Source organism: Streptomyces sp. NPDC057280, assembly GCF_042668605.1.
Lineage (GTDB): Bacteria > Actinomycetota > Actinomycetes > Streptomycetales > Streptomycetaceae > Streptomyces.
Map to the genome: position 1 here is coordinate 105694 of NZ_JBHUYR010000013.1, position 12518 is coordinate 118211.

Annotated in this window: 9 protein-coding genes; 7 read left to right on the top strand and 2 right to left on the bottom strand. The window is 71.7% G+C overall.

Features of this window, described 5'->3' with window-relative positions; translation table 11 throughout:
* Positions 1-257: 257 nt before the first annotated feature.
* From ACFUO4_RS41400 to ACFUO4_RS41415, 4 genes are all read left to right on the top strand, one after another.
* Positions 258-1535, top strand: coding sequence for an aspartate kinase (locus ACFUO4_RS41400; protein WP_079309372.1), 1278 nt, complete (start codon positions 258-260; stop codon positions 1533-1535).
* On the top strand, positions 1532-2590 hold the full coding sequence (locus ACFUO4_RS41405) for an aspartate-semialdehyde dehydrogenase (protein WP_079309371.1): 1059 nt from the start codon (positions 1532-1534) through the stop codon (positions 2588-2590). Before ACFUO4_RS41400 ends, ACFUO4_RS41405 begins: the two co-directional genes overlap by 4 nt.
* Before the next feature lie 444 nt (positions 2591-3034).
* Complete coding sequence (locus ACFUO4_RS41410; RefSeq protein ID WP_079309383.1) at positions 3035-3610, top strand: SigE family RNA polymerase sigma factor; 576 nt, start codon at positions 3035-3037, stop codon at positions 3608-3610.
* Positions 3607-4758 (top strand): hypothetical protein, encoded by a 1152-nt coding sequence (locus tag ACFUO4_RS41415; RefSeq protein WP_383495255.1) that lies wholly within the window; start codon positions 3607-3609, stop codon positions 4756-4758. Before ACFUO4_RS41410 ends, ACFUO4_RS41415 begins: the two co-directional genes overlap by 4 nt.
* An 86-nt stretch (positions 4759-4844) precedes the next feature.
* On the opposite strand, the gene ACFUO4_RS41420 is transcribed toward ACFUO4_RS41415, so the two are convergent.
* Positions 4845-5630 carry an SURF1 family protein gene (locus ACFUO4_RS41420; protein WP_079309369.1) on the bottom strand — a complete coding sequence of 262 codons (786 nt, stop codon included), beginning with the start codon at positions 5628-5630 and terminating at the stop codon, positions 4845-4847.
* 130 nt (positions 5631-5760) lie between these two features.
* Here ACFUO4_RS41420 and ACFUO4_RS41425 point away from each other — a divergent pair, with 130 nt between their 5' ends.
* On the top strand, positions 5761-7680 hold the full coding sequence (locus tag ACFUO4_RS41425; protein WP_383495258.1) for a prolyl oligopeptidase family serine peptidase: 1920 nt from the start codon (positions 5761-5763) through the stop codon (positions 7678-7680).
* A 705-nt stretch (positions 7681-8385) separates the two neighbouring features.
* Here the strand turns inward: ACFUO4_RS41425 and ACFUO4_RS41430 are convergent.
* Positions 8386-10332 (bottom strand): NAD-binding protein, encoded by a 1947-nt coding sequence (locus tag ACFUO4_RS41430; RefSeq protein ID WP_383495261.1) that lies wholly within the window; start codon positions 10330-10332, stop codon positions 8386-8388.
* 401 nt (positions 10333-10733) lie between these two features.
* Between ACFUO4_RS41430 and ACFUO4_RS41435 the strand changes: the two genes are divergently transcribed.
* Positions 10734-11675 carry a permease gene (locus ACFUO4_RS41435; protein ID WP_383495431.1) on the top strand — a complete coding sequence of 314 codons (942 nt, stop codon included), beginning with the start codon at positions 10734-10736 and terminating at the stop codon, positions 11673-11675.
* Complete coding sequence (locus tag ACFUO4_RS41440; RefSeq protein WP_383495264.1) at positions 11672-12433, top strand: TIGR03943 family putative permease subunit; 762 nt, start codon at positions 11672-11674, stop codon at positions 12431-12433. The genes ACFUO4_RS41435 and ACFUO4_RS41440 overlap by 4 nt, the downstream gene beginning before the upstream one ends.
* Positions 12434-12518: the final 85 nt, after the last annotated feature.

Below are 12518 nucleotides of genomic sequence, written 5' to 3' on the forward strand. Positions count from 1 at the left end.
GTCGCTAGTCCCGATGGAGCCTCGTGCTCCTGGTGTGGCGACGACGACGCGAAGTTAGCGCCCGGCTACGGAGAGCGTCAACGGGTGACCTGGCCCACTTTGCCGAGTGTTCATCGTCCGGGTGGGCAGGGTCGTGCTGGGCGTCCGGGTCTCACCATGTGGTTTCACGAAGGTCGATTTCGGACGCTCGTTAGACTGAGCCGACCGCAGTACATATACGTATGTGCGGATAGTGACTGACTGAGCGAGGAGCGCACGTGGGCCTTGTCGTGCAGAAGTACGGAGGCTCCTCCGTAGCCGATGCCGAGGGCATCAAGCGCGTCGCCAAGCGGATCGTGGAAGCGAAGAAGAACGGCCACCAGGTGGTCGTCGTCGTTTCCGCGATGGGCGACACGACGGACGAGCTGATCGATCTCGCCGAGCAGGTATCCCCGATGCCTGCCGGGCGTGAGTTCGACATGCTGCTGACCGCCGGAGAGCGTATCTCCATGGCCCTGCTGGCCATGGCGATCAAGAACCTGGGCCACGAGGCCCAGTCGTTCACCGGCAGCCAGGCGGGTGTCATCACCGACTCGGTCCACAACAAAGCGCGGATCATCGACGTCACGCCCGGCCGCATCCGCGACTCGGTGAACGAGGGCAACATCGCCATCGTCGCGGGCTTCCAGGGCGTCAGCCAGGACAAGAAGGACATCACCACGCTCGGCCGCGGTGGTTCCGACACCACGGCCGTGGCGCTGGCCGCCGCCCTCGACGCCGAGGTGTGCGAGATCTACACCGACGTGGACGGCGTGTTCACCGCCGACCCGCGCGTGGTGAAGAAGGCGAAGAAGATCGACTGGATCTCCTTCGAGGACATGCTGGAGCTGGCGTCGTCCGGCTCCAAGGTGCTGCTCCACCGGTGTGTGGAGTACGCCCGCCGGTACAACATCCCGATCCACGTCCGGTCCAGCTTCAGCGGGCTGCAGGGCACCTGGGTCAGCAGCGAGCCCATCGAGCAAGGGGACAAGAAGGTGGAGCAGGCCATCATCTCCGGTGTCGCGCACGACACCTCCGAGGCCAAGATCACGGTCGTCGGCGTGCCGGACAAGCCGGGCGAGGCCGCGACGATCTTCCGGGCGATCTCCGACGCCGAGATCAACATCGACATGATCGTGCAGAACGTGTCCGCCGCCTCCACCGGCCTGACGGACATCTCCTTCACGCTCCCCAAGACCGAGGGCCGCAAGGCCATCGACGCGCTGGAGAAGCAGAAGGCGGGCATCGGCTTCGACTCGCTGCGCTACGACGACCAGATCGGCAAGATCTCCCTGGTCGGCGCCGGCATGAAGACCAACCCGGGCGTCACCGCCTCCTTTTTCGAGGCACTGTCCGAGGCGGGCGTGAACATCGAGCTGATCTCCACCTCCGAGATCCGCATCTCGGTCGTCACCCGCGCCGACGACGTCAACGAGGCCGTCCGTGCCGTCCACACCGCCTTCGGGCTCGACTCCGACAGCGACGAGGCCGTCGTCTACGGAGGCACCGGGCGATGACCAGCCCCCCGACGCTCGCGGTCGTGGGAGCGACCGGAGCCGTCGGCACGGTCATGCTCCAGATCCTGTCCCAGCACGCGGACATCTGGGGCGAGATCCGCCTGATCGCCTCGCCGCGCTCGGCCGGCCGCAAGCTGGCCGTGCGCGGCGAGCAGGTCGAGGTCGTGGCCCTCACCGAGGAGGCCTTCGACGGGGTCGACGTCGCCATGTTCGACGTACCCGACGAGGTCTCCGCGCAGTGGGCGCCGATCGCCGCGGCGCGCGGGGCGATCGTCGTGGACAACTCGGGCGCCTTCCGGATGGACCCGGAGGTGCCCCTCGTCGTCCCCGAGGTCAATCCGCACGCCGCCCGGGTGCGGCCGCGCGGCATCATCGCCAACCCGAACTGCACCACGCTGTCGATGATCGTCGCCCTGGGCGCGCTGCACGCCGAGTTCGGGCTGCGCGAGCTGGTGGTGTCGTCGTACCAGGCGGTGAGCGGGGCCGGTCGCGCCGGCGTGGAGACCCTGCGGCAGCAGCTCGCCCTGGTCGCCGGCACGGAACTGGGGACGCACCCCGGGGACGTACGCCGGGCCGTGGGCGACAACACCGGCCCGTTCCCGGAGCCGGTCGCGCTGAACGTCGTGCCGTGGGCCGGGTCGCTGCGCCAGGACGGCTGGTCGTCGGAGGAGATGAAGGTGCGGGACGAGTCCCGCAAGATCCTCGGCCTGCCCGAACTGCCCGTCGCCGTCACCTGTGTGCGGGTCCCGGTGGTCACCACGCACTCGCTGACCGTCCACGCCCGCTTCGAGGGCGAGGTCACAGTCGCCAAGGCGCGGGAGATCCTCGCCACCGCGCCGGGCGTCGTGCTGTTCGACAACCCGGCGGCCGGGGAGTTCCCGACGCCGGCCGACGTCGTCGGCACCGATCCCACCTGGGTGGGGCGGGTGCGCCGGGCGCTCGACGACCCCACCGCCCTCGAACTCTTCGTGTGCGGCGACAACCTGCGCAAGGGCGCGGCGCTGAACACCGCACAGATCGCCGAGCTGGTCGCGGCCGAATTCACGGGCCGCTGAAGCCGACCCGTTTGTAAGATCTGTGAACCAAGTGTGAGCCGGTCGATGGTCCGGACCACTTGCTGCGGACGTCGTTGTCGTCCGAAGATTTTCCTCCCCGCCCTCCGCAACCGCGTGCAGGGCGGGGAGCGTCTTTGCGAACGCCCTTCAGGGGTTGCGGGGATGCGGTACGGGGTGTGGGGACACCTCGATCATTCGGGACACAGGGGAAGAGCGGGTAGGCATGAGGGCGTTCGAGGCACGGTCGGTTGTGCTGCCTGACACCAGAGGGCCGGTCGCGAGAGATGACGCAAAAGTGACACGCGGCACGTACAACCCTGCCGGGGGGAAGCGTGTCCAACTGGCGTGGCAGAGGTACTCGACTTCAGCGCGGCACGTGGCGGTACGGCCCTTCGGCCCCGCCCCGCAGCCCTACGACCCCGCATGCCCGGCGCGCCCGGCGGCATGCCGGTGATCGCGCCCATGCCCGCAGCGCGGCCCGCCCGCATTCCGAACCAGCGCGACGGCGCCGAGGACGTCACGGCGGCCGGCACGACCGTCGACCACCTCACCGAGACCTACCGGGCGCACTACAGCTCCCTGCTGCGTCTCGCCGCCCTCCTCCTCGACGACACCGCCTCCTGCGAGGACGTCGTCCAGGAGGCCTTCATCCGCGTCCACTCCGCGCGCAAACGCGTCCGAGACCGCGACAAGACGCTCGCGTACCTGCGCCAGACGGTCGTCAACCTCTCCCGCTCGGCCCTGCGCCGCCGCATCCTCGGACTGAAGCTGCTGTCCAAGCCGATGCCGGACATGGCGAGCGCCGAGGAGGGGGCGTACGACCAGCTGGAGCGCGACTCCCTCATCAAGGCGATGAAGGGACTCCAGCGCCGCCAGCGTGAGGTCCTCGTCCTGCGCTACTTCGCGGACATGACCGAGGCACAGGTCGCCGAGACCCTCGGGATCTCCCTGGGCTCGGTGAAGGCGTACGGCTCCCGCGGCATCGCCGCGCTGCGCGTCGCCATGGAGGCACCGGCATGAGCGGGGACCACGAAGGCCGGGACGGGCGGCGCCACCTGCACCGCCCCTTCGACTGGCACGAGCCGGGCGGGGACGGGCAGGACACCCCGAAGCAATCACACGCTGGGAACGGAACTGTGAACCACGGCCTCGACGACCAGAGCCCCCACGAAGGGTTCGACTCGGACGAGCTGGCACTGCGCCGCATGCTGCACCAGGCGGTCCAGGAGATCGAACCGCGCGACGGCACGCTGGACCATCTGCGGCTGGCGGTGCCCGCCCGCCGGGCCCGCAAGCGACAGGCCCTCGTGGGCATGGCCGCCGCGGCGCTCTTCATCGGCACCGCCGTCCCGGCCCTGCTGCACGTCTCCGGGGCCACCGGCTCCGGCGCCGACCCGCAGAACGCCGGCCTCTCCTCACAGGCCCAGGGGGGCGCGAGCCAGGGCAAGAACCCCGACGGCGGCGAGTCCACCTCCGGAGGCGGCTCCGGCAAGGCCGAGGACAAGGACAAGGGCGACAAGGACAGCAAGGGCTCCTCCACCGGCGGCGGCAGCGCCGGCGCCGGCGACCCGTCCGCGGCCAGCACCGTCGGCGTCCCCGTCTGTACGGCCACGGACCTCGGCTCGGCGACGGCCACCTCCGCCGCCCCGGACGCCTCCGGCGTGGTCTACGGCACGTTCCGCTACACCAACACCGCCACGGCCGCCTGCACGATCGCGGGCCCCGGCTCGATCACCCTCGCGGTGGCGGGAGCGGCGGACTACTCCAAGGTCGGCCAGGCCCGGCACACCGCCGGTGACGCCGCGGCCTCCCTCCCGGACCCGTCCACGGAACTCGCCTCCCTGGTCCTCCAGCCCGGCGCCTCCTACGACGTGAAGTTCGCCTGGGTCCCCTCGGAGACCTGCCCCGTCGAGGGCGGCGACCCGTCCCCGGATCCCGACCCGACCCCGGACCCGACCCCGAGCGAGACCGGCACCACCACGGAGGGCACCTCCACCGGCGGCGACACCGGCACCACCACCCAGCTCGTCAGGGAGGACGGCGGCACAGCGGACGGCAGCGTGACCATCACCAACTCCGCCGAGGGCGGGGTGGCGGCGGCCACGACGACGGTGAACAACGCGTGCGCGGGGACGGTCTACTGGACGGGCGTGCTGGCGGCGTCGTGACGTCGCCGACGGCCTGCGCGTGCGTATGCGCGTGGTCCGCGGAGGCCTTTGACGATGCCGGTGATCGTGGTTGATGCCGGTCGGCGTCAGACAGCCGCTCGCTGCTCGCTCACCTCGGGCACCAGGCCCAGCTCCGCGTCCCGGGCGAATTCGACCTCGCGCCGCAGCAACCGGAACCACATGAAGACGACGAACCCGGCGAACACGAACCACTCGCCGGTGTAGCCGAGGTTCTGGAAGGCCTTCAGGTTCAGCCCGCTGTCGGCCGGCGCGCTCGCGGGCACCGCCTTCATCCCGGCATCGGCCTTGTCCAGGGTGACCCAGGCGTCGTACACGTCGTACGACACCAGGTTCACCAAAGAGGCCGCGCTGATCGCCGAGGTCTGCCCCGCGGGCAGCCCGCCCCGTGCGCTGACCCCGTTCTCACCGGGCTGCTCGGACGCCTGCAAGGCGCCCGTGACGGTGACCTCACCCTTCGGCGCGGCCGGCGCCTTCGCCGGGTCGGCGTCCCCCGGCAGCCAGCCCCGCACCACCGGCAGCGCCTTGCCCCCGTCGGTGCGCAGCAGCGTCAGCACATAGAACCCGCGCCGGCCGTCCAGCTCCCGGCCCGGCACCAGCAACTGCTTGCCGTATCGCCCGCTCACCGTGGCCTGCCGTCCGGAGGTCTCCTGGTCCACCGGCAGCAGCTCGGCCAGCGGCGCGGCGGCCTCCCGCTCATTGGCCGCGGCCTGCGTGGTCGCCCGGTCGTGGTCCTGCATCCGCTCCTCGAAGCGGCTCAGCTGCCAGGACCCCATGAACACGCAGAAGGGGATGGCGAGCAGCACGAAGACGTTGATCCCCCACCAACGGGGCGTCAGCAGAAACCGGTACACACCTCAACGGTACGGGGCAGCCGGGAAGCCTCGGTCCGCGGGGTCGGCCAGGTTGTCCACAGGCAATGAGTTGTCCACAGGCTGTGCACCCCGCCCGTGAATTGTCTGTGCGGGCGGGCAGTATGGGCCCATGACTGAGAGCAACGGGTCCGCCGCGCCCGGACAGAACGAACAGAGTGACCTGCAGGGTGTCGCGAGCGAACGGCGGGAAGCGATGCCGGAGTGGGAGAAGCGCTTCCGGGCGCCCCGGGTCTCCCTGCCGGACTGGGCGGAGGACGCCCCGGACCGCTCCCTGTTCGTGTCGAACGCGACAGGGACGTACGAGCTGTACGCCTGGGACCGGGCCACCGGCGCCCAGCGCCAGGTCACCGACCGGCCGAACGGCACGACGGACGGCGTGCTGACCCCGGACGGCGCGTGGATCTGGTGGTTCGACGACAAGGACGGCGACGAGTTCGGCGTCTGGCGCCGCCAGCCGTTCGAGGGCGGCCCGGACGAACCGGCCGCCCCCGGCCTCGACGCCTCCTACCCGGCGGGCCTGGCTCTCGGCCGCGACGGTCGCACGGCGGTGGTGGGCCGCTCGACGGACGAGGACGGTACGACGATCTACGTCGTCCGTACGGCACAGTCCCCGTCGGAGTCACCTTCGGAGCCCTTGCCGGAGTCCCCGTCGGAACCCCCGGTGGAGATCTACCGGCATCGCGAGTCCGCGGGCGTCGGCGACCTCTCCCACGACGGCTCGCTGATCGCCCTGGAGCACACCGAGCACGGCGACGCGATGCACTCGGCGCTGCGCGTGGTCCGCCTCGACGGCACACCGGTCGCCGAGCTGGACGACACCAAGGGCGGCACCGAGGAACTGGGCCTGGAGGTGCTGGGCTTCGCGCCGGTCGACGGGGACAGCCGCCTGCTCATCGGGCATCAGCGCCGGGGGCGTTGGGAGCCGCTGGTGTGGGACGTGGCCTCGGGGGAGGAGACGGACCTGGCCCTCGACCTGCCGGGCGACGTCAGCGCGGAGTGGTACCCGGACGGCACGGGGCTGCTCATCGCCCACAGCTTCGAGGCCCGCAGCGAGTTGTTCCGCTACGACCTGACCACCCGCGTGCTGGTGAAGATCCCCACCCCGGCGGGCTCGGTCTCCGGCGCGACGGCCCGCCCCGACGGCAGCGTGGAGTACCTCTGGTCGTCGGCGGCGCAGCCCTCGACGGTCCGCTCCACGACCGGCGCGGTGGTGCTGGACCCGCCAGGCATGAAATCCCCCGGCTCGGTGCCGGTGGAGGACGTGTGGGTGGAGGGCCCGGGCGGCCGCATCCACGCCCTGGTCCAGAAGCCGGCGGGCGCGACGGGTCCGCTCCCCACGGTCTTCGACATCCACGGCGGCCCGACCTGGCACGACAGCGACGCCTTCGCGGCGGGCCCGGCGGCCTGGGTGGACCACGGCTACGCGGTGGTCAGAGTGAACTACCGCGGCTCGACGGGCTACGGCCGCGCCTGGACGGACGCCCTCAAGCACCGGGTCGGCCTGATCGAGCTGGAGGACATCGCGGCGGTCCGTGAATGGGCGGTGACGTCCGGCCTCGCCGACCCCACCCGCCTGATCCTCACCGGCGGCTCCTGGGGCGGCTACCTCACCCTCCTCGGCCTCGGCACCCAGCCCGACGCGTGGACCCTCGGCATCGCGGCGGTCCCGGTCGCCGACTACGTCACGGCGTACCACGACGAGATGGAAGCGCTGAAGGCCATGGACCGCACGCTCCTGGGCGGCACCCCGGAAGAAGTCCCGGACCGCTTCGAGGCCTCGTCCCCCCTCACCTACGTCGACCAGGTCAAGGCCCCGGTCTACATCTCGGCCGGCGTCAACGACCCCCGCTGCCCGATCCGCCAGATCGACAACTATGTGAAGCGCCTGGAGACAAGGGGGGCGACCCACGAGGTCTACCGCTACGACGCGGGCCACGGTTCGTTGGTGGTGGACGAGAGGATCAAGCAGGTAAGGCTGGAACTGGACTTCGCAGCCCGCCACTTGAACAACAGCCCCACCCCTGCCTAACCCCGCCGGGGCGCCGCCCCACGATCGGCACGGCTGCCGGACAGCCGCACCACAAGGGCCGGCGCCCACTCGGACAGCGGCAGCTGGCTGACTGCTTACTCGTCTGCGGTCAGCAGTGCCGCCGGGCCCGTACCCAGCCGAGCAGCGGCAGCCGGCTGTCGACCTGCCTGGCCGCGGGCAGCCGAGCGCTGGGTCGGCGCCCAGCCCACTAGCGGCACCTGCCTGTGTGCCTGCCTGGCTGCGGGCAGTCGCGCTGCTGGGTCGGCGCCCACCCGAGCAGCGTCCGCCGTCCACTTGTCGCCGCTGCACCCGCCCGGGCACGCCAGCCGCCTCTCCGCCGCCGCTGCGGTCAGTCGCGCTGCTGGGTCGGCGCCCACCCGAGCAGCGTCCGCCACTCACTCGCCGCCGCTGCACCCGCCCGGGCACGCCAGCCGCCTCTCCGCCGCCGCTGCGGTCAGTCGCGCTGCTGGGCCGGCGCCCACCCCAGCAGCGTCCGCCACCCACTCGCCGCCGCTGCGGGCAGTCGTGCCGCTGGGGCGGCACGGGTGGGCGCAGCGGCACCCCGCCAGCGCGGGCGAGCGAGACCCACCCCCGCCCAGCCCCCACGCCGGGTGGCAGACAAGCCGCCGCTCAGCGCCACGCCGGGGGACCGCCAAGCCGCCTCAGCTCCGACACCGGGTCCCGGGTCCCCCAAGCCAAGCCGCCTCAGCTCAACGCCCCGTCCCGCGCCCGCCGCCCCAACAACTCCGCCAACCCCCGCCGCGTAGCCGCCAACACCACCCGGTCCGACCCCTTCAGCACATAGTTGTGCGGCAGTTCCCACACCAACCCCGAAGGCACAGCCCCCTCCTCGTACGCCCCCTCCACAGCCGGCTCCGCCCCAGCCCGCTCCCCACCCGCAGCCGTGTCCAACGCCAACACCCGCCACGCCCCCGCCCGAAACGCCTCCCCCACAGTCCGCCCCTCCAACTGCGGATGCCCGCCCACCTCCATCGCCGCGAACAACAACACCCGCCGCTCCACAGGAATCGCCCCGAGGATCTGCCGCCCCATCATCGCCCCGGCGAACGCGGGCGCGGCCAGATGAGAAACGCTCCGACTCCGCGTCGACGCCCGAGGATGCGCAGCCCGCAGCGTCCGGTACACCGCCGTCGCGAAGTCGTCGTCGTACAGCCGCAACACCACCCGCAGATCGGGCCGCACGGACCGCGCATACAAGGCGGCCTCGAGGTTCGTCGTATCCGAACTGGTCACGGCCAACAGCGCATGCGCCCGATGGATCTTCGCCGCCTCCAGCACCCCTTCCTGCGTCACATCCCCGAGCACCACCGGCACCCGCAACCGCCGAGCCGTCGCAAGCCCCCGCGCCTCCGCCCCCGACTCGACACACACCACAGGAATGTCCAGTTCCCGCAACCGCGTGAGCACCCGCGTACCGATCTTCCCGAGCCCGAGGAGCACCACATGTCCACCCAGCCCCCGAGGAGGTTTCCGCAGCGCCGACGCGGACCGGAAGGTCCCGAGCGCCTCCAGCACCGCGGCCAGCAGCACCGGGAGCAGCAACAACCCCACGAGCCCGGTGAGGAGTTGCAGGATCTGCCGCCCGATCGGCGCCCCGAGCGCGGGATCGTTGATGGCGAAGAGATCCAGAAGCGTCTCGTAGGTGGCGAACAGCGGATGCTCACCGGTCACCACCGACAGCGCGAGGGCGAGCGCGGCCACACACCCCACGAGCCCGGCCAACGACCACCGCAACCGCCGCGAGAACAACGAGGCGAACGGCGGCACGATCCCCCCGCCCCGCCCGGCGGGCAGCGGCGGTCCGGCGTACGACACCTGCTCCAGTACGACGGTCCCGCGCCCACCCGACGCGCGTACGGCCTCGGCATCCGGCAGCAACTCGGGCCCTTGCTCTCCGGCGACGCCGTTGCCGACCCCGTCACCGGCCCCATTGCCAGCCCCGTTGCCAGCCCCGTTCCCGGTCCCATTTCCGGTCCCGGACAGCAAGGCCAGCGTGGCAAGCCCGGCCCCACGGGCATCCCCCGGCGGCCGCTCCACCGCCCGCAGCAACAACCCGTCCGTCTGCACGACCTTGCTGGTCCCGGCGACCGCGGAGGCCACGAGCGCCGGCGCGGCGGTATCGGCGTCGGACAACACGGTCGTAGAGGCGTCGAAAACCCCGTCACCGGCACCGCCACCCTGGCCGCCGCCGGAGGCCAACGCGGCCGCCTGATCGAGCAGTTCCTCGATGTGCTGCCCCAACCTCCGGTTGTAGAGCCGCAGTACGAGCCGCAGCCGTGGATTGAGACGACGGGCGGTCAGCGCGGCGCGGATGTTGGTCTCGTCGTCGTCGTACACGAGCGCCAGCGCCGCGGCCCGCTCCACACCCGCGTCGGCGAGCACGGCTTCCGAAGCCTCCGCGGCCTCCACCAGCCGTTCCCCGCCGACGGGTTCACTCCCGCCGGTCCGCCCGGCGGCGGCGCTCACCATCCGGTCGAGCAGCGCCGCCGACGCCGCCCGGGCCCGCCCGACCACGGGCGGCCGCACCGTCCGCTCGGACGCCGGTACGACGAGCGTGACCTGCTCCCCGTACACGCCCCGCAACTCGGCGGCCAGCCGATGGGCGAGCCCGTCGTCCCCGCACACCACCATGTGCGCGGCCGTGTCCCCCTGCCGACTCTGCTGACCTTGTTGACCCTGCGGACTCTGATTCGGAAGGCTCGCCACGAGGGAAAAGACTGCCTCAACGAGACGGGTGGTTCCAGAAGCGACCGACAGCCACCGACAGCGGCCAATAGCAACCCACGGCGGCCAACAGCGACCGGCACGAGCTGAACGCGCACCTCGCACCCCCCGTACTGAAGGGGAGGGAAATCCACGTGCACCCCACGCCCTCGCGCACCACCGGAGGTACCTCACCCGTGGCGATCACCGAAGAAGCCCCGCCCGCGGCGGCGGAACCGACGCCACCCCCGAAGTCCGAGCAGCCGGCGCCCAAAGGCGAGGGTGAGGGCGAGAGCAAGGGCAAGGGCGGCGACGAGCAAGCCCGCCACCTGAACTCCCCGCTCCTGCTCACGATGCTCCTGCTCCTGACTCTCCTCCTCCAGGGCCCCATCCGCGGCGCGCTGGCCAGCCCGGTGATGCAGAGCTGGATGACGGTCTTCGTGGCGGTGACCGTGCAGGCGCTGCCGTTCCTCGTGCTCGGCGTCCTGCTGTCGGCGGCGATCGCGGTGTTCGTGCCGGCGTCGTTCTTCGCCCGCGCCCTGCCGAAGAACCCGGCGCTGGCGGTGCCGGTCGCGGGCGTGGCGGGCGCGGTGCTGCCGGGCTGCGAGTGCGCGTCGGTGCCGGTGGCGGGCGCGCTGGTCCGACGCGGCGTCACCCCGGCCGCGGCCCTCGCCTTCCTCCTCTCCGCCCCGGCGATCAACCCGGTGGTGCTGACGGCGACGGCCGTCGCCTTCCCGCGCAACCCGGAGATGGTGCTCGGCCGCCTGGTCGCGGGCCTGCTGGTGGCGTGCGCGATGGGCTGGCTGTGGCTGCGCCTCGGCCGCGCGGACTGGCTGCGGCCCCCGGCCCGTGCCTCGTACGAGGGGCAGGGCAAGGGAGCGGCGTTCTGGGGTTCGGTGCGGCACGACGTGATGCACGCCGGCGGTTTCCTGGTCATCGGCGCGATGGCGGCGGCGACGCTGAAGGCGGTCGTACCGCAGGAATGGCTGCGGGCGGCGGCCGGCAACCCGGTGGTGTCCGTCCTCGCCCTCGCCGTCCTCGCCGTACTGCTGTCGATCTGCTCGGAGGCGGACGCGTTCGTGGCGGCGTCGCTGTCGCAGTTCTCGCTCACGGCACGGCTGGCGTTCCTGACGGTCGGCCCGATGATCGACCTGAAGCTGTTCGCGATGCAGGCGGGCACCTTCGGCCGCGGCTTCGCGCTCCGCTTCGCGCCCGCCACCTTCGCCCTCGCCGTCCTGGTGGCGGTGCTGACGGGGGCGGTGCTGCTGTGAACCGGCACGCCCAGTCGGCGGTCATGTTCCTGCTCGGCGCGACCCTGCTGCACGCGGGCTCCACCGACCTGTACCTGCGCTACGTCAAGGCAGGCCTGCGCCCCCTGCTCCTGCTGTCCGGCGCGGTCCTGATCGCGGCGGCACTGGCGACCCTGTGGTACGAGCGCCGAAGCGCCCACCACGCGGACCAGGACGACCATGCGCACCAAGACGACCACGCGGACCAGGACGACCACGCGGACCACAACCACCGCGAACCCCGCGTCTCCTGGCTCCTGGTCCTCCCCCTCCTCGCCCTCGTCCTCGTCGCCCCACCCGCCCTCGGCTCCTACAGCGCGATGCGTTCCGGTACGGCACTCCAGCAGGCATACGGCTACGAGGACCTCCCCGCCACCGGCCCGCTGCGCCTCGGAGTGGCCGACTACGCGGGCCGTGCCGTCTACGACCACGGCCGTGAGCTGCGCGGCCGCGAGATCAAGATCACCGGTTTCGTCGCCCTGGACGGAGCCGGCCACCCCTACCTGGTCCGCATGGCCCTGAACTGCTGTGCCGCGGATGCCCAGCCGGTGAAGATCGCCCTGAACGGCAAGATCCCGCCGGTGCTGAGACCGGACGCCTGGCTGGAGGCCACCGGCACCTACACGCCCGAGCGCACCAAGGACCCGGTCAACAACGGCCCGATCCCCTATCTGAAGGTGACGTCGGCCCGCCCGGTGGCGACGCCCGCGGACCCGTACGACGAGACCTGGAACAACTGACCAGACGAGCAGTTTGCTGGTGACCAGGCGAGCAACTCGCTGGTGACAGGCGAGCAACTCGCTGGTGACAGGCGAGCAGCTCGCT